The organism is Streptomyces sp. NPDC049627 (genome assembly GCF_044465645.1).
GTDB lineage: Bacteria > Actinomycetota > Actinomycetes > Streptomycetales > Streptomycetaceae > Streptomyces.
The window spans coordinates 199,221-218,813 of sequence record NZ_JBITLW010000014.1; the positions used below are offsets into that span (position 1 = coordinate 199,221).

Annotated in this window: 24 protein-coding genes; 14 read left to right on the top strand and 10 right to left on the bottom strand. The window is 71.2% G+C overall.

Annotation, left to right across the window (positions count from 1 at the left end; genetic code table 11):
* Nucleotides 1-152: 152 nt before the first annotated feature.
* Nucleotides 153-1,025, bottom strand: coding sequence for an alpha/beta fold hydrolase (locus ACIBU0_RS34190; RefSeq protein ID WP_398826450.1), 873 nt, complete (start codon nt 1,023-1,025; stop codon nt 153-155).
* Nucleotides 1,026-1,110: 85 nt separating this feature from the next.
* On the opposite strand from ACIBU0_RS34190, the gene ACIBU0_RS34195 reads away from it, so the two are divergent.
* A complete protein-coding gene (locus ACIBU0_RS34195; protein ID WP_398826452.1) occupies nt 1,111-1,668 on the top strand; it encodes a CGNR zinc finger domain-containing protein in 558 nt (185 codons plus the stop codon).
* A gap of 12 nt (nt 1,669-1,680) precedes the next feature.
* Here ACIBU0_RS34195 and ACIBU0_RS34200 read toward each other — a convergent pair whose 3' ends face one another.
* Complete coding sequence (locus ACIBU0_RS34200) at nt 1,681-2,424, bottom strand: methyltransferase domain-containing protein (RefSeq protein ID WP_398826454.1); 744 nt, start codon at nt 2,422-2,424, stop codon at nt 1,681-1,683.
* 54 nt (nt 2,425-2,478) lie between these two features.
* Between ACIBU0_RS34200 and ACIBU0_RS34205 the strand changes: the two genes are divergently transcribed.
* From ACIBU0_RS34205 to tgmB, 6 genes are all read left to right on the top strand, one after another.
* Nucleotides 2,479-3,444: a DUF1152 domain-containing protein gene (locus ACIBU0_RS34205; RefSeq protein WP_398826455.1), complete on the top strand. Its 966-nt coding sequence runs from the start codon at nt 2,479-2,481 to the stop codon at nt 3,442-3,444.
* 102 nt (nt 3,445-3,546) lie between these two features.
* The gene (locus tag ACIBU0_RS34210) at nt 3,547-4,044 is read left to right on the top strand and encodes a lamin tail domain-containing protein (protein ID WP_398826457.1); all 498 of its coding nucleotides are present in this window, start codon (nt 3,547-3,549) and stop codon (nt 4,042-4,044) included.
* 218 nt (nt 4,045-4,262) lie between these two features.
* The gene (locus ACIBU0_RS34215) at nt 4,263-5,438 is read left to right on the top strand and encodes a hypothetical protein (protein WP_398826459.1); all 1,176 of its coding nucleotides are present in this window, start codon (nt 4,263-4,265) and stop codon (nt 5,436-5,438) included.
* Nucleotides 5,439-5,902: 464 nt separating this feature from the next.
* Entirely contained in the window at nt 5,903-6,199 is a 297-nt protein-coding gene (locus ACIBU0_RS34220) for a YkvA family protein (RefSeq protein ID WP_398826461.1), read from the top strand.
* Nucleotides 6,200-6,317: 118 nt separating this feature from the next.
* On the top strand, nt 6,318-6,509 hold the full coding sequence (tgmA, locus tag ACIBU0_RS34225) for a putative ATP-grasp-modified RiPP (RefSeq protein ID WP_398826463.1): 192 nt from the start codon (nt 6,318-6,320) through the stop codon (nt 6,507-6,509).
* A 16-nt stretch (nt 6,510-6,525) separates the two neighbouring features.
* A complete protein-coding gene (gene tgmB / locus ACIBU0_RS34230) occupies nt 6,526-7,500 on the top strand; it encodes an ATP-grasp ribosomal peptide maturase (RefSeq protein WP_398826465.1) in 975 nt (324 codons plus the stop codon).
* A gap of 6 nt (nt 7,501-7,506) precedes the next feature.
* Here tgmB and ACIBU0_RS34235 read toward each other — a convergent pair whose 3' ends face one another.
* Entirely contained in the window at nt 7,507-7,734 is a 228-nt protein-coding gene (locus ACIBU0_RS34235) for a hypothetical protein (protein WP_398826466.1), read from the bottom strand.
* 170 nt (nt 7,735-7,904) lie between these two features.
* Nucleotides 7,905-8,366 carry a DUF2269 family protein gene (locus ACIBU0_RS34240; protein ID WP_398826468.1) on the bottom strand — a complete coding sequence of 154 codons (462 nt, stop codon included), beginning with the start codon at nt 8,364-8,366 and terminating at the stop codon, nt 7,905-7,907.
* Nucleotides 8,367-8,592: 226 nt separating this feature from the next.
* Here ACIBU0_RS34240 and ACIBU0_RS34245 point away from each other — a divergent pair, with 226 nt between their 5' ends.
* Nucleotides 8,593-9,561: a GlxA family transcriptional regulator gene (locus ACIBU0_RS34245; RefSeq protein ID WP_398826470.1), complete on the top strand. Its 969-nt coding sequence runs from the start codon at nt 8,593-8,595 to the stop codon at nt 9,559-9,561.
* A 114-nt stretch (nt 9,562-9,675) separates the two neighbouring features.
* Entirely contained in the window at nt 9,676-10,023 is a 348-nt protein-coding gene (locus ACIBU0_RS34250; RefSeq protein ID WP_398826472.1) for a hypothetical protein, read from the top strand.
* A 119-nt stretch (nt 10,024-10,142) separates the two neighbouring features.
* Here ACIBU0_RS34250 and ACIBU0_RS34255 read toward each other — a convergent pair whose 3' ends face one another.
* Complete coding sequence (locus ACIBU0_RS34255) at nt 10,143-11,000, bottom strand: aldo/keto reductase (protein ID WP_398826474.1); 858 nt, start codon at nt 10,998-11,000, stop codon at nt 10,143-10,145.
* A gap of 235 nt (nt 11,001-11,235) precedes the next feature.
* Here ACIBU0_RS34255 and ACIBU0_RS34260 point away from each other — a divergent pair, with 235 nt between their 5' ends.
* The gene (locus ACIBU0_RS34260) at nt 11,236-12,126 is read left to right on the top strand and encodes a Gfo/Idh/MocA family protein (RefSeq protein WP_398826476.1); all 891 of its coding nucleotides are present in this window, start codon (nt 11,236-11,238) and stop codon (nt 12,124-12,126) included.
* 89 nt (nt 12,127-12,215) lie between these two features.
* On the opposite strand, the gene ACIBU0_RS34265 is transcribed toward ACIBU0_RS34260, so the two are convergent.
* A complete protein-coding gene (locus ACIBU0_RS34265) occupies nt 12,216-12,413 on the bottom strand; it encodes a hypothetical protein (RefSeq protein ID WP_398826478.1) in 198 nt (65 codons plus the stop codon).
* Between the two features lie 8 nt (nt 12,414-12,421).
* On the opposite strand from ACIBU0_RS34265, the gene ACIBU0_RS34270 reads away from it, so the two are divergent.
* The gene (locus ACIBU0_RS34270; protein WP_398826480.1) at nt 12,422-12,550 is read left to right on the top strand and encodes a hypothetical protein; all 129 of its coding nucleotides are present in this window, start codon (nt 12,422-12,424) and stop codon (nt 12,548-12,550) included.
* Nucleotides 12,551-12,570: 20 nt separating this feature from the next.
* On the opposite strand, the gene ACIBU0_RS34275 is transcribed toward ACIBU0_RS34270, so the two are convergent.
* Nucleotides 12,571-12,894, bottom strand: a complete 324-nt coding sequence (locus ACIBU0_RS34275) for a hypothetical protein (RefSeq protein WP_398826482.1) — start codon at nt 12,892-12,894, stop codon at nt 12,571-12,573.
* 122 nt (nt 12,895-13,016) lie between these two features.
* Nucleotides 13,017-13,913: a GNAT family N-acetyltransferase gene (locus ACIBU0_RS34280; RefSeq protein ID WP_398826484.1), complete on the bottom strand. Its 897-nt coding sequence runs from the start codon at nt 13,911-13,913 to the stop codon at nt 13,017-13,019.
* A gap of 465 nt (nt 13,914-14,378) precedes the next feature.
* Here ACIBU0_RS34280 and ACIBU0_RS34285 point away from each other — a divergent pair, with 465 nt between their 5' ends.
* Nucleotides 14,379-15,587, top strand: a complete 1,209-nt coding sequence (locus tag ACIBU0_RS34285) for a glycoside hydrolase family 64 protein (protein ID WP_398826486.1) — start codon at nt 14,379-14,381, stop codon at nt 15,585-15,587.
* A 218-nt stretch (nt 15,588-15,805) separates the two neighbouring features.
* Nucleotides 15,806-16,012 carry a hypothetical protein gene (locus ACIBU0_RS34290; RefSeq protein WP_398826664.1) on the top strand — a complete coding sequence of 69 codons (207 nt, stop codon included), beginning with the start codon at nt 15,806-15,808 and terminating at the stop codon, nt 16,010-16,012.
* Between the two features lie 134 nt (nt 16,013-16,146).
* Here ACIBU0_RS34290 and ACIBU0_RS34295 read toward each other — a convergent pair whose 3' ends face one another.
* The gene (locus ACIBU0_RS34295; RefSeq protein ID WP_398826488.1) at nt 16,147-17,274 is read right to left on the bottom strand and encodes a sulfite oxidase; all 1,128 of its coding nucleotides are present in this window, start codon (nt 17,272-17,274) and stop codon (nt 16,147-16,149) included.
* A gap of 191 nt (nt 17,275-17,465) precedes the next feature.
* Here ACIBU0_RS34295 and sthA point away from each other — a divergent pair, with 191 nt between their 5' ends.
* Nucleotides 17,466-18,869, top strand: a complete 1,404-nt coding sequence (sthA, locus tag ACIBU0_RS34300) for a Si-specific NAD(P)(+) transhydrogenase (protein ID WP_398826490.1) — start codon at nt 17,466-17,468, stop codon at nt 18,867-18,869.
* A 9-nt stretch (nt 18,870-18,878) separates the two neighbouring features.
* On the opposite strand, the gene ACIBU0_RS34305 is transcribed toward sthA, so the two are convergent.
* Nucleotides 18,879-19,382: a DUF5709 domain-containing protein gene (locus ACIBU0_RS34305; RefSeq protein ID WP_398826492.1), complete on the bottom strand. Its 504-nt coding sequence runs from the start codon at nt 19,380-19,382 to the stop codon at nt 18,879-18,881.
* Between the last annotated feature and the right edge of the window lie 211 nt (nt 19,383-19,593).

Sequence of the window (19,593 nt, forward strand, 5' to 3'; positions counted from 1 at the left end):
GCTCGGGGGGGGGGCGCGCCGGCGGGCGGTGCGCGCTTTAAGACCGTCGCGCGCGCGGACTCGCCCGGGGAGCGGGGCGCGTAAGCCCACAAGAGCGCGGGCGGGGGGGCGGGGTTTGACACCCCCGCCCCCCTCAGGCGTCCCCTTGCCGCTCACTTCCAGGCGCGGTCCAGGAAGTCGGCGATCAGCGGGGCGATCCGAGGCAGGTGGGTCTCGAGTGCGAAGTGACCGGTGTCGAGGAGGTGGAGTTCGGCGTCGGGCAGGTCGCGCAGGTAGGAGCGGGCCCCGGACTCGGTGAAGAAGGGGTCGCCGGTCCCCCAGACGATCAGGGCGGGCGGGGTGTGCCGGCGCAGCCACGCCTGCCAGTCGGCGTAGCGCTCGACGTTGGAGTGGTAGTCGAAGAGCAGTGCCTGCTGGGCCTCCTTGCGGCCCGGCAGGTCGAGGAAGTGCTGGTCCAGGGTCCAGCCGTCCGGGGCGACGAGGTCGGGGTCGGTGACGCCGGTCTCGTACTGGCTGCGGGTGCCGTCGAGCGTGAGCAGGCCGTGGACGACGTCCTGGGCGCCGGGGGTGTCGGGGGTCAGGCCGATGAGTCCGCGGGCGGCGTCCGAGAGGCCTTCCTCGTAGGCGTTGGCGTTCTGCACGACCAGCCCGGCGATCCATTCGGGGTGGCGTTCGGCGATGCGGAAGCCGATGGGTGCGCCGAAGTCGAAGACGTACATCACGAACTGCTCGAGCCCGATGTGCCGGACGAACCCTTCGGTGATGCCGGCGAGTTCGTCGAAGGAGTAGGTGAAGCCGTCCGGCGCCTGGGTGTGCCCGAAACCGGGGTAGTCCGGGGCGATCAGCCGGTAGTGCGAGCCGAGCACGTCGATGAGGCTGCGGAACTGGTGGGAACCGGACGGAAAGCCGTGCAGGAGCAGCAGGACGGGCGCGTCGGACCGGTCGGGGAGGGACTCCCGGTAGAAGACGCGGACGCCGTCGACCTCGACGTGGCGATGGCGGATGCGGGTGATCGGCGCAAGCATGCCTAATCCCTTGATTGTCGATTGATGCATTAGGTGTACCTCCTGGCGGCCTAACGCGTCAAGGGGCTCGTGTAGCATTAGCCCTATGAGTGATCTCGCGCCGCTGACCGGAGAACCGCTCGCGCTGGACCTGGTCAACACCCGCACCTCCGCCGGCGACGCGCTCACGACACCCCGCGACCTGCGGGCTTGGTGGACATTGCAGGCCGACCGCCTCCCGGACGAGATGCCACAGGAGGTCACCGCGGCGGACCTCAGCGCCGTGCGGGCCGTGCGCGAGCACACCGCCCGCGCGCTCGACCGCGTGCGGCGGGGCGACGAGCCCCTGGCCGCCGATCTGGAGGCGCTCAACCGGGCACAGCGCGCCGCGCCGGCGATCAACGAACTGATGTGGGACGGGTCGGCGGTGACCGCGACGCGCCGGCGCGACGGCTCACCGGGCCGACGGCTGGCCGCCTGCCTCGCGGAGGCCGCCGCCGAACTGTTGGCCGATCCGGCCGTCACCAAGATCCGCAAGTGCGAGGCCGACGACTGCGTGACGCTCTTCCTGCCCACCCATCCACGCCGCCGCTGGTGCTCGGCCGCACGCTGCGGAAACCGCATGCGCGTGGCCCGCCACTACCAGCGCCACAAGGCCGGCTGAGCGGTTGAGGGGTCAGCGGTCGGCCACCAGCAGCCGGTAGCCGACATCCATGACTTCGAGGGTGTGCAGCTCGGCGTAACGCCTGTGCCAGCGGCCGGTCTTCAAGTCGTCCGCCAGCCGGGCCAGCCCCGGCGCGAGCGCGTCGTCTCCGGTCTGGGCCAGCATGGAGATCCCCGCGCGCACGTGCGGGTCGAGGTAGGCGTGCGGACGGCGCCAGTACGCGGCGCCGAAGCCGTCGACGCAGTCATGGGGGACGGCGACCGGTTCCTGGCGTCCGCCGCCGAGCAGATCGATCAGCTGCTCGCAAGGAACAGCGCGGGTGTCGTCGTACACGGCCGCCTCGGGGAGGTAGTCGCGCACGAGCCAGAACCGCTCACGGAAGACGCGCTGGTCCCAGGTCAGGACGACGATGCGGCGGCGGGCGACTCGGCGCAGTTCTCTGATCCCGGCCCTCAAGTCGGCCCAGTGGTGGACGGTCAGCAGCGCCATGACGGCGTCGGCGGCGTTGTCGCGCAGCGGGAGGCGTTCCGCGACGGCTTGCACCGCAGGCGCCGCTCCGGGCGGACGCTGGCTGATCATGACCCGGCTGGGCTCGACCGCGAGGACCGTCCGCGGTGGTTCGTACGAGCCGCTGCCCGCCCCGACGTTGACCACGTGTTCGGCGTCCCCGAGCGCCGCGTGGATCTGCGCGGCGATCCGGGGATCGGGCTGTCGGGTCCGGGCATATGTCGCACCGAGCGCGTCATAGATAGCCACGGCAGTAAGTATGCGAGGCGGGCAGCGGTGATCGCCGCCTGTTAGCGTCCCTCGGTGTTCTCACTTCTGGAGCCCCCCTTCTTCACCCGGCTGCGCGATGCGCGGCGGGTCCTCGTCGCCGGTGCGGGCGGCGGTTTCGACGTGTACGCCGGTGTGCCGCTGGCCCTCGCGCTGCGGGCGGCCGGCAAAGACGTCCATCTCGCCAATCTGTCCTTCGCGGACCTGTACGGGCTGGCCCTCGACGTGTGGGTGGACGTCGATGTCGCCGCGATACGCCCGGACACCGCTACCCGCGGCGACTACTTCCCCGAGCGCACCCTCGCGCAGTGGCTGGGCCTACAGGGCCTGCCGGACACGGTGTACGCGTTCCCGCTCACCGGCGTCCGGCCGCTCAGGGCCGCCTACCGCACGCTCCTGGAGCACCTGGGCGGCGTGGACGCCATTGTGCTGGTGGACGGCGGGACCGACATCCTGATGCGCGGTGACGAGAACGGCCTGGGCACACCGGAGGAGGACATGGCAAGCCTCGCCGCCGTGGCCGGACTCGACGAGGTTCCCGTGCGGCTGGTGGCGAGTCTCGGATTCGGGGTCGACTCCTATCACGGGGTCAACCACTCCCTGGTGCTGGAGAATCTCGCCGCGCTGGACCGCGAGGGCGGCTACCTCGGCGCCTTCTCTCTGCCGCGCGACAGCCGTGAGGGGCGCCTCTACCTCGACGCGGTGGAGCACGCCCAGCGGTGCACGCCGGACCACCCGAGCATCGTGCAGGGTTCCGTCGCCGCCGCCGCGCGCGGCGAATTCGGCGACGTACGGTTCACCGAGCGGACCAAGGACAGCGAGTTGTTCGTCAATCCCCTCATGGCGCTGTACTTCTGCGTCGACGCGCCCGCCCTCGCGCGGCGCAACCTCTATCTCGACCGGCTCGAGAACACCGCGCTCATGCGCCAGATCAGCTCGGTCATCGCAAAGTTCCGCGACGGGCTGACTCATCAGCGGCCACCGCGTGCCTACCCCCACTGACCCGCCCACGTCTCACATTTCGGCGAAACCGCACCGCCACGCGTGGGCGATGCCTACACTCCTGATCTTCACGGAAGCTCCACACAGGGGGGATGTTTCTCCATGCGCATACGCCATTTCGCCACAACCGCCGTCACGGCCGGCGCACTCGCCGCGCTGTCCGCCGTACCGGCCCAGGCCACCGAGTACTCGTCCGCGCTGAAGATCAAGGGCATCCAGTACGACGCCCCCGGCCGGGACTCCAACAACTGCTCCACGGGCAACACCGACGAGGAATACGTGACGATCAAGAACTACTCGTCGAGCAGGACCGTGAACCTCAAGGGTTACGTCGTGCGGGACGCCAGCAGCACCAACAAGTTCGTCTTCACCGCGAACCACTATCTCCAGCCCGGTGACTACGTGAAGCTCCGGGGCGGCCACGGCACCGACTCCGACAGCAGGAACGTCGTGTACCGCGACAACTGCAACTTCATGTGGAACAACGACAAGGACACCATCAAGCTCTACAAGCCCTCGGGCGCCGGCGCCGACCTGCACTCCTACACCAAGAGCGGCAGCGACCCGGACGGCAACGGCTACATCACCTACCACGGCTGAGCCGACGGCACGGCGTGAGCAGGACCCGCCCCAATGCGGATGGTGGGCGGGTCCTGCTCACCGAGTCATTGTCATGACCGAATGTGGCGCGGGCCACGAGTGAGCGGCAGTTGAGCTGTGCGGACCGCGCACACCCCGTGTGCGGACCCCGCCTGACCGACATCCGGCGGCGGCGACGATACTGGTACGCGCACGTGCCCCCGGCCACAGATGGACCGATGCCCAGCTCCTCCAGCGCCCGCCCCACGACCCCGCCCTCGGTGTGGTTGGCCCGTGGCCGCCACCTCGGACCCGCCGCTGAAGACGTCCTCCGGCTCAGCCTGCGGCAGCTCAAGGACAACGGGGTCATCGACGACTTCCTGGACGACTCCGTGGAGGTGCCCGAGGCCGAGGGCACCCCGCTGCAGATCTTCGAGGCCCGGTGGCGGGTCGCCGGGTCGGTGACCGTGCGGGCCCGGCTGACCCTCCAGCCGGGTTCCGGCGACGGGCAGGAGTGGGTGCTGGCCGCGGAGGCGGAGGCCCCGTGGGACCCGCGATGGCCGTCGCCGGCCGCCATGTTCTGGCCGCAGGAGCCGGACGCGAGCTGGGACCACGAGGCGGTCACGGGCCTGCGCCTGCGGGACATCAACCCGCTCCCGTCGGACGACAAGGCCGTACGGCGCGGGTTGCGGGACGCCGCCCGCGACCGCTGGAGCATCCATGTCGTCGTCCACGAGGCCATGACCCCGGACCGGCACGGCCGCGTGCCCCTGGCCGGGATGCTGCCACCGAGCCTGCGCCACCGGGTCGTCGAACACCGGGCCGCGCCGAGTCAGCTGCGCGTCGTGAACTGGGCACTGCGGGACGTCGGCGTACAGGTGCCGCGCGGAGGCGCCGTGGTGCTGCCCGGGGCTCCCGTGCCGGCGGACTACGAGGCGGACGACTTCGCCGTACGCACCGTCTTCCTGGACGGCTCGGAGCCGGCCGAGCTCATCCATGCCGTGACGCGCTTCGCCGCGCTGCAGCGGCCCCTGCCGGACGGCGGCGAGGAAGCCGTCACCGCCCTGCGGGAGGACTGGCGGCTGCTGACGCTCGAGGAGGAGCTGGCCCGCGAGCGCAAGCTGGTGGCGATGTACGCCGAGGCGCTCGAGGCGATGACGAAGTCCCGCGACCTGTACCGGGAGGCGGCCGAGCAGGCGCACGCGGCGCTGGCCGCCTACCGGGAGTCCGCCGACACCGTGAGCGGGGCGTCGCCCCGGTCACTCGCCGCCCCGCCGGCGTCTCCCCTTCAGCAGCTGACCCGGACCTTCGAGCGCCTCAAGAGCTCCGCCCGCTCACGCAAGGCCGCCTCGGACGCGAACGGTACGCGGGAAGACGGAGCCGTCCAGACGCAGCCGGAGGCGTCGGACCGCTAGGCCGTGTCCGCAAAGTCCCGTCGTCCGCCCGGAGGGCGGGCCCCGCGGCGTCTGGTGCGTGCTCTCGGCGTGCCGGGCGGAAGCCCTCGTACTGGGCGTACTTGGGCTTTCGCCCGGTGCGGCGAGAGGGCGTGCCAGGCGTCGCGGGGCAGGCGGGACTTTGCGGACACGGCCTAGCGGCGGCGGAAGGAGCACGGGGACCGGCGTGCGGGCTCGTGCGCCCTGTGCGTACGGCGGCTGCGCAGGACTCGTACAGGGCGCGTACTGCGTCGAGTGGGTTCACTCCAGTGCCGGTGTGGACGGTTCACGCACCTGGCCAGGCAGGTGGCTCGGCCGCATTGCGCGTCTTCCGTCCTGACGGGTGAGGGGGTGCGTCTGGTGACGGCCGTCATGCAATGCGTTCGCCGCAAGCGGGAATCCGACCAGCAGTGCGTGTGGTGCGCACCCCCGCAGAAGGAGGGTCCGTGGAGTCGACCACCACGCTGATCGTCGTCGCCGCTGCCCTCGCGGCCGTCCTGCTCGCCGTGGCCGTCGGGGTGCTGGTGCGACTCGTGCGCACCCGGCGCATGATGCGGCGCGCCGGACTGCCGACCGGGCCGCGATGGGTGTTCTGGGGCGCCCTGCTGTACTTCGTGCTGCCGGCCGATCTGGTGCCGGATCCGGTGTATCTGGACGACATCGGCGTGCTCCTGCTGGCACTGCGCGCGATGCGCCGTTCCCCCCGGACGGGACCGCCCGACCCCGTTGATTACAGAAAGTAAGGAAACCAACCACGCGTTCGATTCGTTTAAGTAAGAGAAAGCAAAAGGGCGTCGACGGACCGAGGGGCGGCGCCGGGTGATCAGGCTCGTTCGGAGCAGCACCTGTGAGGGAGAGACGATGCAACCGTTCGCGCTCAACTACGCACGGCCGGCAGCGGAGTTGGAGGCCACCGCTCCGTACGTCTATGACTCCGGTCTGCAGTTGAACGTGCTGCGTGACGGGCGGATAGCCGCCTGTGATCATGCGCTGTTGCGGGAGCTGGGCACCACGACGTCCACCGCGGGCTCGAAGACTCACTTCGACGACTGAACACAGGCCGACGTCGATGACCGTCTTGATTCTGACCAGCGAAGCGGACGTGACGGCGGACATGGTGGTCGTGCACCTGAACGCCTCGGGCGTCCCGGTGGTCCGGCTCGACCCCGCCGACCTGACCGGCGGGGTCGCACTGTCGGGCGAGTATGTGCACGGCGCGTTCCGCGGCCATCTGTCGGCTGCGGGACGGCTGGTGAGCATCGGCGGGCTGCGGTCCGTGTGGATGCGCAGGCCCGGGACCCCTGCCGCCCGGGCGGCCGCACCGTCGGCCTGGCTGGCGGAGGAGGCCGGGCAGGCGCTCTACGGCATGCTGCGCGGGTGTGACGCCCGCTGGATGAACCACCCCGACGCGGCGCGCCGGGCCCGTTACAAGCCCTGGCAGTTGCGGCTGGCCCAGCGCTGCGGCCTGCCCGTGCCGGCCACGCTGATCACGACGTTCCCGCAGGCCGCCCGTGAGTTCGCCGAGCGGTACCCGGACCTCGTGGTCAAGCCGGTGTCCGGCGCGCATCCGCAGGACCCGCCCCTGGCGGTGCCGACCAGCAGGGTGGCCCCGGACGCGGACTTCTCTGCGGTCGCGTTCGGCCCCACCCTGCTGCAACGGCGCGTGGCCAAGCGCGCCGACATCCGTCTCACCGCGGTGGGCGAGCGACTGCTGGCCGCCCGCAGGACCGCCGACGCCGAGGCCGAGGTGGACGTACGCTTCGACGGGTCCGGGGCGCCGTGGCATCCCGTCGACGTCGCGCCCCGCGTCGCCGAGGCCGTCCGCGCCTATCTGCGGGAGGCCGAACTCGCCTACGGCGCCTTCGACTTCGTCGAGGACGCCGACGGGACGTGGTGGTTCCTGGAGTGCAATCAGTCGGGACAGTTCGGATTCATCGAGGTCGACACAGGGCAGCCGATCGCCCGCGCCATCGCCGAGTGGCTCGCCCGGCCCACTTCCGGGCGGGAGTCGCACGTCAACGGGGCGAGCGCGAAGGTCATCTGAGCGGGCTCAGCGGTGCGGCGGGCCGGGCGGCAGGGCGCTGCGCTGCCATGTCGGGGGCGGGGCCGTGGGGAGTCCGGTGGGAAGGCCGGGGGCCGGCGCGTTGCCGCCGGACAGCAGCGGCTGCATGGCGAACTCCACTTCCCTGCTGACGCGTTCGGCCTCCCTGCGCACCTGGGTGGGGATGTCGCCGCGCTCCGCGATGAGCCGGTCGTAAATGGGGGAATCCTGGAACACCCGTCAACGCGCCTTTCCTGTCGTGGCCCTGTGTGCATATGGGCAAGGCTGTCGAGTCTAGGCGCCGACGCACACTGAAGTACGAATTCTGCCAGAGCGCTTGACGGCACTTGACGGCAGACGACCACGGACTGCCGCCCCGCAGCGTCACCGTGGGCCCCTCCCCCGGTTCAGGCACCCGTCGTCGAGCCCGGCCGGACGATCATCAGGACGGTGACGGTGGCCCACAGGAGGTTGAAGACGCCGGTGAACAGGGCGAGTTGCACGGTGGCCGGGCGCTCGACGGGCTTGGCGGCGTTCAGCCGGTCGAGGAGTTCCTCCTGGCGGGGCAGGACGAAGGCGACCAGGATTCCGGCGGCCGCGGCGGTCAGCCCGATGGACGCGACGAGCCAGCCGCTGCCCAGGACGTCCATCGCCAGGGCGGTGGCCAGGCCGAGGACGGGCACCGAGACTCCGATGCCCGCGTAGACGCGGCAGATGCGGTGCAGGAGCCGGACGGTGCCGACCGCCACCGCACCGTCCGCCGCGGGGACGCGGCGCGCGGCCGGCGGGAACATGCTGGCCGCGACGGTGACGGGACCGACGGCGACGATGGCGGCCAGGACGTGAAGCGTGAGAAGGATCTTGGTCATCGGGTGGTGTCGGTCTCCGTGTCGGCGTGGTGGTCAAGGGCCCCTGCCCTGTCGGTGCGGGCGGCCCGGCCCGGACCACGTTAGGGATCTCCCCGGTGATCGCACAGGGGCTGAAACGACAGCACCCAACGGGTTCTCGCCACCAGTGTGTCCAGTGCCCCGCTTCACCCGTCGCTCGTGACCTGCTCTTTTGTGGATGGCGGGAATCCGCCTAGGGTGGCGCCTCATGCACAACGTCGCGATCCTGGTCCTCGACCACGTGGTGCCGTTCGACATGGCGACGCCCTTCCAGATGTTCGGCTGGACGCGGCTTCCGGACGGCCGCCGCCCCTACCGCGTCCGGCTGTGCGCCGAGTCGCCGGAGGTGCCCACGGAGGGCTTCGCGCTGCGGATCGACCGGGGGCTCGACGCGCTTGCGGACGCGGACACGGTCATCGTGCCGGGCTGCGACGGGACCGGCCCGCCCTCCGCCCGGGTGGTGGCGGCCCTTCGGGAGGCCGCGCAGGCCGGCACCCGGATCGCTTCCGTGTGCGTGGGCGCCTTCGTCCTGGCCGAGGCCGGGCTGCTGGACGGGCTGCGCGCCACCACCCACTGGATGGCCACCGACGAACTGGCCCGGCGCTTCCCGCGCGTCGATGTGCAGCCGGACGTGCTGTACGTCGACAACGGGCAGATCCTCACCTCCGCCGGAGCCGCCGCGGGACTGGACATGTGCCTGCACATGATCCGGCAGGACCTGGGATCGGCCGTCGCCGCGCACACCGCGCGCATGTCCGTCGTACCGCTCGAACGGGAGGGCGGGCAGGCGCAGTTCATCGTGCACGAGCACCCGCCTGTGCCGCGCGGCTCGGCGCTCGAACCTCTCCTGGAGTGGATCGAGGACAACCTGGCCCGGGAGATCACCCTGGCGGAGATGGCGGCGCACTCGGGCATGAGCGAGCGCACCCTCAGCCGCCGCTTCCGTGAGCAGACCGGCACGACTCCGCTGCAGTGGCTGCTGCGGACACGTGTGCGGCGGGCGCAGTATCTGCTGGAGAACAGCGATCACCCGGTCGAGCGGATCGCCCGCCAGGCGGGGTTCGGCTCACCGACGGCGTTCCGTGACCGTTTCCGCCGGGTGGTCGGCACCACGCCGTACGCCTACCGCTCGGCGTTCCGGGGGAAGACCGCGGTCCTCGCCGAGGACAGGCCCTAGTCATTACCGGTGGAGGGCCGTCGTCAGTCACGGTGGAATAAATCACCCGAGTCCCCATGGGCAGTCAGTAGTTGGACAAGGTGTGTCGATCCTCCCGAAGGACGGTGTACACCCATGAATCACTACAGCCGCCTCCTCTGCGCCCTCTACATCGCCACGAGCGCGGGGCTCGCCTGGACCTCTGTCCTCGAAGTCCGGTACGGCCCCGCGTGGGCCGCATGCCTGTTCGCCGCCGCCGGCCTTGTGCCGCTCATCGCCGTCGTACGGGAGACCGTGATCGGCGAACAGCGTCGGTGGCTCCTGGAGATGGTCGCGCAGGCGGGGCGCGGTGGCGATGCCGCCGAGGCGATCGTCCGGGCGGAGCTCGACTCGGCGTGCTGCGAGCGCTGGTGGACGAGCCTCGGCAGCCAGCACGACGTGACGTGCCGGCACGGGATGCCGCGCAGCAGCAGCGCCGCGTGAGCATCCGCGCCACCGTTGCGCGGAACAGCGGGCGAGGGTGCATACGGGGTGTTCGTCACGGCAGCGGTGGTCGAGCGGTCTGTCGTACACGCGCTCGACCACCGGTTCCCGGAAGAGCCTCAGACGGCGTCCAGCTCCGCGATCTCCTCGGCGGAGAGCAGGAGACCGGTCGCGGCGAGCGAGTCCAGGATCGTCTCCGGCCGGCTCGCGCCCGGAATCGGCACGACGACCGGCGACTTGGCGAGCATCCACGCCAGGCACACCCGCTGCGGGCTCACCCCGTGGGCCCCGGCGACCCGGGCGAACGGGGCGTAGGCGGACCCCAGTTCACGCGCCCGGGAGATGCCGCCGAGCGGGCTCCAGGGCAGGAACGCGATGCCGAGCTCGTCGCACAGGCGCAGCTCCGGCTCGCTGGAGCGGAACGCCGGGGAGAACTGGTTCTGTACGGAGACCAGCCGACCGCCGAGGATCTCGTTCGCCTGCCTGATCTGGTCGGGGTTCGCGTTGGAGATCCCAGCCATGCGGATCTTGCCCTCGTCGAGCAGGTCGCGTACGGCGCCGACCGACTCGGCGTACGGCACCCGGGGGTCGGGGCGGTGGAACTGGTAGAGCCCGATGGCCTCGACGCCGAGCCGGCGCAGGGACGCCTCGCAGGCCTCCTTGAGGTGCCGGGGGCTGCCGTCCAGGGTCCAGCTGCCGTCGCCGGGGCGCAGATGACCGCCCTTGGTGGCGACCAGGACGTCCTTGCCCCGGTCGTGGGAGGCGAGGGCCTTGGCGATCAGGGTCTCGTTGTGGCCGACCTCGTCCGCGTCCCGGTGGTAGGCGTCCGCGGTGTCGATGAGGGTCACGCCGGCATCGAGCGCGGCGTGCAGCGTGGCGAGAGAACGTGTCTCGTCCGGGCGCCCCTCGATCGACATGGGCATCGCGCCCAGACCGATCGCGCTGACCTCGACGTCACCGATGCGGTGGGTGTGCATGGGCTCGTGACCTCTTTCCGGCTGTCGCTCGGGAACATTACGGGGAACGGCACCCTGTGCCGGACGTACACCAGCGTGGCTGTAGCGCCCGCGCGAGGTCCAATGGAAGAAAGAGAACGCATTCAGCGACGGCACCACTGAATCCCTGGCGGTGGGACGGGCCCCCGGTCCACTTGCGCGGCCTCCCGGTTGATGTGCACGCTCGTGCCCGACCAGCACAGTGAGAGGCGGCGGCATGCGCATAGGACTGCTCGGCACCGGCCCGTGGGCCCGGATGGCCTACGCTCCCGCCCTGAGCCGGCACAGCGAGCTGGAGTTCGCGGGAGTGTGGGGCCGACGTGCGGCCGCCGCCAAGGAGTTGGCCGACAGCCACGGCGTGCGCGCCTACGACGACGTCGACACGCTGCTCGCCGACGTGGACGCCGTCGCCGTGGCCCTGCCGCCGGCCGTCCAGGCCGACTTGGCGGTGCGGGCCGCGCGGGCGGGGCGCCATCTGCTGCTGGACAAGCCGCTCGCGCTGACGGTGGAGGAAGGACGGGCGGTCGCCGAGGCGGCCGAGGAGGCCGGTGTGGCCTCGGTCGTCTTCTTCACGGCCCGTTTCCAGCCGGAGACCGAGGCGTGGATCACCGAACAGGCCGCCTCCGGGGGCTGGTTCACGGGGCGGGCGGAGTGGCTCGGCGCGTTGTTCGGCGGTGACGGCAGCAACCCGTTCGCGGCGTCGCCGTGGCGGCGGGAGAAGGGTGCGCTGTGGGACGTGGGTCCGCACGCGCTGTCCGTGCTGCTGCCGGTCCTGGGTGACGCGCGGCGTGTGACGGCGGCCGCGCCGGGCCCGGGCGACACCGTCCATCTGGTCCTCGAGCACGTCGGCGGCGCGTCGAGCACGCTCGCCCTGAGCCTCACGGCGCCGCCCGCGGCCGCGGGAGCAGCGGTGGAACTGCGGGGCGCCGCCGGGGTGACGCAGCTCCCGGCGAGCAGCGAGAGCGCGGTGTCCGCCCTGATCCGCGCCGGGGACGCCCTGCTGGCCGCCTCCCGCACCGGGCAGGCACACGCGTGCGACGCGGCGTTCGGCCTGCGGGTCACGGAGATTCTGGCCGCGGCCGAAGCGCTGTTGAACGGCGGGGCCTGACGGGGCAGCCACCGACCCGCTTGTGCTGCCTGTCATGGGCGTCACCGGTGCGGACGGTCTCGCGCTGCCTGCGCGACAGCTCTTCGGGGTTAGCGCACGGCATAGAGCCCGGTGATGAGGCCGTCGTCGATGCGTACCGCCGGGACGGTGTCGATGGCGCCGTCGAGCCGGAGACCCAGCGTCGGCCGGCCGTTCACCTGTGCCGGTTGCAGCGTGGCCTGCACGACTCCGTCGCCGTCGCCCAGGAAGACCACATCCGGCGCGAGGATGTCGAGCAGACTTTGCACGTCGCCCGGTGCGACCGCCCGTTGGAATACGCGCCGAGTGCCTCGCGCGTCTCGGCCGGTCCAACCGGTTCGGCGTGATCCTCAACAACCAGGGCGGTTCCTACGCGCCCGGCATGTTCGCCGCCATGACGAGCTGACCGGCGGACCGGACGCGCCGTCAGTCCGCGAACCGCTCCTCGCTCCACCGGAACCAGGCCCTGTCGCCCTCGATGTGCAGCAGGAACTCGGCGACAGGGCCGTCCGGTGAGCACAGCGAGACCCGTCTTCGGATCTCGTCGTAGGCCGCCTCCCACGCCTCCCAGGCGTCGTCGTACCGCTCCAGCAGGGCGAGTTCACGGGCGAACAGGGCGCGGACCGCGTCGTACCCGGGGCCGGGCGTGAAACGGCCCGACAGCCAGGGGAAGTCGGCCTCGTCGATCAGGATCTCCCCGACCGGATCGTCGCCGCCGCGCACCCGCCAGACCTCACCGTCGAAACCCATGCCCCCACCCCCGCGCCCGCTGCCGATCACACCGCCGATCAGCATGCCACCCGGCACTGACAGGCGGCCCGGACCCGAGGCCGGACCGCCCGCTCAGTACTGCCTCTTCGTGCTACTCCTCGCTAGGACCGGCCCGCCGCATGGAAGTTGATGCGCTCCTTGACGATCGGGAAGCCCGCCTTCGCGAAGTTGGCGGCCATGGGGAAGTTGCCCCGGTCCGTCGCTGCGGTGACGAACTCCGCGCCCTGCTGGACGAGGAAGTGGGTGCATTCCGCGAGGAGGTCGTAGGCGTAGCCGCGGCCGCGCTGTTCCGGGACGACTCCGATGAAGCCGACGGTCGGGCCCGAGGGGTTGTGTGCCGGGATGTGGATGCCGGCGAGCTCGCCGTCCGGGGTGTGCGCGAGCTGCCACCACTCCCGCGGGGAGGGGCACCAGTGGAAGAAGTCGAGTTCCTCCTGGGCGGCCCGGTCGAGGCCGCCCTCCTCGATGGCCCGCAGCGAGTGGGCGTCGAGGGTGACGGAATGGATGCGGCGCAGCGCGTCGAAGAAGACCGCGTCATCGGGTTCGGCGTGGAAACGCAGGCGTCCGGGGCGCTCGGGCAGGCCGTGCTCCGGGGTCCAGCGGTACAGGAAGCGTTCCACCAGGAGGTCGTATCCGGCGGCACGTGCGGCGTTGAAGCGGGCCTCGGCGGCGGCTTTCAGCTCGGGCTCCTCACGCCAGTCACCGGGCAGGTTGATCTCGAGTTCGACCTGCCAGGGGGCGGTGCGCAGGAGTTCGGCGCCGGCCTCCTCCTCGCCCTCGGCCACGTCGAACCAGTTGATGTTGATCGGCTCCGAGTCGTCGGGGCCGCCCCACCAGGCGCCCCGGGCGACGACCGTGCCGTCGCGCAGGGCCACCCGCTGCCACTCGGGGCGGAACCGGGTCCGCCGGTGTCCCTCACGGGCGCCGAGCGGGTCGGGGTGGGCGTCGAAGAGATGGGCGTCGCTCGCGGAGAGCGCGCGGATGACCAGATCGGTCACGGATTCCTCCGGGATACAGGCTGCTTGGAGCGCTCCCGGTCAGATCGTGAGAAGCACGCCGGGGCAACGGAAGTGGGAGCGCTGGAAAGGTGTGAACCGCACGGCACTCGCCTCCTTCCGTCCGTCTCAGGGCGTGGAGCAACACAGTACGTGATCTTCCGCGCGCACGTCCACGGAATTCCACGGCCTGCCGGGAGCGCTCTCAGAACCCCTGTACGCCTTAAGTGAGCCTTAGGTCAGGGTTAAGCGGTCGTGGTCATTCCGTGGTCTTTCAAGTTTCCGCAGTTCAGGGCGATTTGGGATCCTCGCAGACCCGTTGGATCGTGCGGGGGCCGTGCGTAGCATCGGGGCCCACCGGTGGCGGTGACACCCGGTGAGAGAGCGCTCTCAGATCGCCCGCTCGCTCGTACGTCTCCCCACCGCGCAGCACAAGTACCCGCACACGTACTCCGGGAGACCCCCCACATGACATCCCGCCATCAGCGCCGTCTCGGTCGCCGCAGGCTCCTCTTCGCCCTCGGCGGCGCGGCCGTCGCCGCGCCCGCTGTCGCCGCCGTTGCCCCGTACGCCCTCGCGGGCACGACCACCGACGGCGCCCCGCGAGCCGCGGCCGACTCGCTGCCGCTCACGATCGTCAACGACAGCGGATCCTTCGACAACGCGAACGTCCACGTCTACATCGTCGGCAACCAGGACGGCAGGCAGGTGCGCGTCACGCCGGACGGCACCCTCGCGCCGATCGCCCTCTCGGACAACGGCGCCGACGGCTTCACCGACTACGCCATCAGCCTGTCCGGCAGCGGCGAGACCCGGCTGTCCCTCCCCCGGATGTCCGGCCGGATCTATGTGGCGCTCGGCCAGAAGCTCAAGTTCAAGGCCGTCGCCGACGGCAACGGCAACGCCGCGCTCCAGTACCCGGCGGGCTGGGTGACGTCGGACCCGAACTACCCGGTGCTGCACGACTGTGCGGAGTTCACCTTCAACGACGCCGGCATGTTCTGCAACACCACCATGGTCGACATGTTCAGCGTGCCCCTGAGCATCCGGCTGACGGGCGCCAAGGACCAGACGACGGGCACACTGCGGTCCGGAGGACGTGCGGCCGCGTTCGCCGCGGTCCGCCAGGTCGAGGAGTTCGCACGGCTCGTCGTCGACGACACCCGCGTGATCGCTCCGGGGCACGGTCTGGACGCCGGCCTGTTCGCCAAGGACTACTTCGCCCCGTACATCGACGAGGTGTGGAGCACGTACACCGGGCGGGACCTCACCGTCACCACCAACGCGGGCACCTTCACGGGGCGGGTGCGCGGTGAGCGGTTCACCTTCGACGGGCCCGCCCAGGTGTCCTTCGCCAAGCCGTCGACCCGGGACGTGCTGTTCTGCGACGGCAGCCTCGCCGCACCCAACGACGGCACGACCGGGCCGGTCGCCGCCGTGCTGGGCGCCGGGTTCAACCGCTCGACGCTGATCAGCCATGCGGCTCAGCCGACGACCGACGCCGCCGCCTTCTACCGGACCGGCCTGACCAACCACTACGCCAAGGCGATGCACGCGGCCACGCAGGACGGCAAGGCGTACGGCTTCGCCTTCGACGACGTGGCCGACTTCGCGTCGTACATCCAGGACACGGCGCCGACGGGGATACGGCTGACGCTCACGCCCTTCGAGGGCTGACGCGAGCCGCCGCCGGCCCGGCCGGGTGGTGGCCCGTCCGGGCCTCGGGCGGTTTCCCTCCGGTGCAGAGAGGTACCCCGGAGGTCCAGGGGCCGACCGGTGCACAGCGGGGTTCGTCCGCCTCCGGATGCAGGGTCCGCTCCGGCGTTGAATGGTGATAACAGACCCGATGACCGCACCGGGCCCGAAGAAGTCTCCGGATCCGAGGAGCAGAGATGATGCCGACGTCCCAGCCCGAAGCCTCCGGGCCGTCCGGGGAGCGCGCCACCCCGGACGACCTGCTCCACGCCCGCACCGGCACCGAGGTGTCCCCCGAGGACATCGTGCTTGCCTCAGGCAAGGACATCACCCCACGCAATCTGGAATGGGCCAAGCGCAAGCTGGAGGCAGAGGGTCCCTCCGCCCTGGACAAGCTGCTGCCCTGACCGCGCCCGCCACGGTCCGCACGGGTCGCTCTCGGGTGCGGTACGGCACCCGAGGCGGCCGATGCGGCTGCTGTGCCGTGCCCGCGGACTCCCCGGCCCAGGGCGCGACGCCGCCCTGACCCGGACGAAGGCCTCTAGGCACGGTCCTCGTCCGGGCACACCACCGGCACCCGCTGCACGAGGTTGTTGGCGAAGCCTCCCCGGTTCCAGGGCGGGACCAGCGGCTGGGTGTGCCCCTCGGCGTCGGTGGCCCGTGCGCTGAGCACATGCTCGCCCGGCGTCGCCGTCCAGCTGTGCCGCCAGCGGCGCCACGCCCACCGGTGCCCCGTGTCCGGTTCCAGCCCGGCCTCCTGCCAGCTGCGCCCCGCGTCCGTGCTGACCTCGACGCGGGCCACTGGGGCCTGCCCGGACCAGGCACGCCCCTCCAGGGCCACCGGGCCGGGCCGCACGACACGGGTCCGGGACATGAAGTCCGGGAAGCCGGGTGGCACCAGCAGGGCGCGCGGCGCGATCCGGGTCACCGGCTCGCCCTCGTCCTCGGGGTGCCGGCGCAGCCGGTAGGCGACCGCTTGCTGGAAACCCGTGAACGGTACGTCCGTGACCGTCACCTCGCGCAGCCACTTCACGTGTGCCATGCCGTACCAGCCGGGTACGACCAGCCGCAGTGGACGGCCGTGCTGCGGTGGCAGCGGGGCACCGTTCATCGCGTACGCCACCAGCACCTCGGGATCGGTGCCCGCGGCCACGTCCAGGGGCAGCGCGCGCTGGTAGTCCTGCTCGACGCCGCGCTCGACCCCGTGATCCGCCCCGGTGAAGACCACGTCGACCGCGTCGGGCTCGACTGCGGCCTCGGCGAGCAGCAGGCGCAGGGGTACGCCCGTCCACTCGGCGGTGCCGACCGCCTCGACCAGCCAGGGCTGGCTGACCGGCCGGGGGGTCAGCAGGGCCCGGCCGTTGCCCGCGCACTCCAGCGTGACCCGGGTGGTGATCTGCGGGAACGTCCGCAGACCGGCCAGATCCAGGCGCAGCGGGCGGCGGACACGGCCACCGAGGGTCAGGTGCCACGGGGAGTCCTCGGGGATGTACGGGATGTCGTAATGGGTCAGGACGTAGTGCAGGCCCGGCGGGGTGACGTCGTGACGCAGGGCTTCGAGCGGGAGGCCGTGGTTGCGGGTCGCCAGCGCCAGTTCGTCCCGGCCGATGCCCTCCTCAGGGGCGGCCAGCCGGGCCGGTGCGCTCGCGTCCGCGAGTCGATGACCCATAGCCGCATTATCGGCCCATATCCGGGTAATGACGCCGATCCGCCGCAAGGCCCAGCCGACCGGCTGCGGGCACTTCGGCCTCGGAGCAAAGGAGGAAGCACAACTTCCGTGGCTTCTCCGGCACTTCACACCATCAATGGTTTTCCGCTCACCCTTTCGTCAGAGGTGCTCCGGCTGTCAGACTCCGGAAGGTGCCCGACTTCGACATGCTCGTCATCGGATCCGGCCCGGGTGGCCAGAAGGCCGCCATCGCCGCGGCCAAGCTGGGCCGCCGGGTCGCCGTCGTCGACCGCCCCGACATGGTCGGCGGCGTCTCCATCCACACCGGGACCATCCCCTCCAAGACCATGCGGGAGGCGGTGCTGTACCTGACCGGCCTCACCCAGCGCGATCTGTACGGCCAGAGCTACCGACTGAAGGAGGACATCACCGTCGCCGACCTGACCGCCCGCACCCAGCACGTGGTCGGCCGCGAGGTGGACGTCATCCGCAGTCAGCTGGCCCGCAACCACGTCGCCCTGTACGCGGGGACCGGCCGCTTCACCGACCCCCACACGGTCGCGCTGCGCGAGGTCACCGGCCATGAACGGCTGCTGACCGCCGAGCACATCGTGATCGCCACCGGTACCCGGCCCGCGCGGCCGGACAGTGTGGAGTTCGACGGGCGGACGATCATGGATTCCGACAACGTCCTCACGCTGGAACGGGTGCCGCGCTCCATGGTGATCGTCGGTGCCGGTGTGATCGGCATGGAGTACGCCTCGATGTTCGCCGCGCTGGGCAGCAAGGTCACCGTGGTGGAGAAGCGGGCGGGGATGCTCGACATGTGCGACGTCGAGGTGATCGAGTCGCTCAAGTACCACCTGCGGGACCTCGCCGTGACGTTCCGCTTCGGGGAGACCGTCGCCGCGGTCGAGCGGCATCCCCGGGGGACGCTGACCGTCCTGGAGAGCGGCAAGAAGATACCCGCCGACGCGGTGATGTACTCGGCCGGACGGCAGGGGCTCACCGACGGGCTCGACCTGGACAAGGCCGGGCTGACGGCGGACCCGCGCGGCCGGATCACGGTAGACGAGCACTACCGCACCGAGGTGCCGCACATCTACGCCGTCGGCGACGTCATCGGCTTCCCGGCGCTGGCGGCGACCTCGATGGAACAGGGGCGCGCGGCGGCGTACCACGCCTGCGGGGAGCCCGTCGGCCGGATGCACAACCTCCAGCCGATCGGCATCTACACCATCCCGGAGATCAGCTTCGTGGGGCGGACCGAGGACCAGCTCACCGAGGACCGGGTGCCGTTCGAGGTCGGCATCTCCCGCTACCGGGAGCTGGCCCGCGGGCAGATCATCGGCGACTCGCACGGCATGCTGAAACTGCTGGTCTACCCCGAGGACCGCACGCTGCTCGGGGTGCACTGCTTCGGCACCGGGGCGACGGAGCTCATCCACATCGGGCAGTCGGTGATGGGGTGCGGGGGAACCGTCGACTACCTGGTCGACGCGGTGTTCAACTATCCGACCCTCGCGGAGTCGTACAAGGTCGCCGCGCTGGACGCCACGAACAGGTTGCGGCAGATCGACCGCATCGGGGACTGAGGCGCCGCGTCAGGGCTCCTGGTCGCCCTCCGGCAGCCGGGTGTCGTCCTCGACGACGTGCATCGCGGCCTCCTCCGCGCCGGCCGCGCCGGCGTCCACGCCCTTGTCGGAGGCGATCTCCTCCTTGGTGGTGTCGGCGTGCGCCCCTTCGTCCGGGGCGACCAGGCGTCCCGCGCGCTCGGCGCCCGCCTCGGGATCCACGGGCTCCCCCGCGCCGCCCGGCAGGTCGCCCACGCCGTCGCCGGCCGGCTCGGCCACGTCGGGGACCTCCTGGGTGAGCCGCTGGTCGAGGGTCTCGCCGTCGTGCTGTTCGGCGGCCGTGATGCCGTGCTTGGTCACGCCGAGCGGCTTCTCCGGCGGGGAGTAGCCCTCGTCGAGGGTGTCGTCGTAGGTCCGCTCGTCGACGGCGTCCTGCAGGTCGAGCGGCGCCGCGTCCTGCTGTTCCTCGTTGCTTCCGGTGGGCTGGTACGCGTCGTCCGCCATCGCCTCGGAGGGCGTGCGTTCGGTCCCCATGGCTGCCTCCCTCGCTCGCGTGTGGGGGCTGGTTCGGCTTGTGCATGTGCTGAACCGCGTTTCCCGTTGCGCGCTCTCCAACCCCGGAAGATTGCAAGGCCCTTGAAGACTCAATGAGCAGGGCTATCATCACTCGCACACACCGCGTGACCGTACGGCGACGCAACGGCGTACCGTATCCCTCACCCCTTCGTTCCGCCCTTGGCCCGAG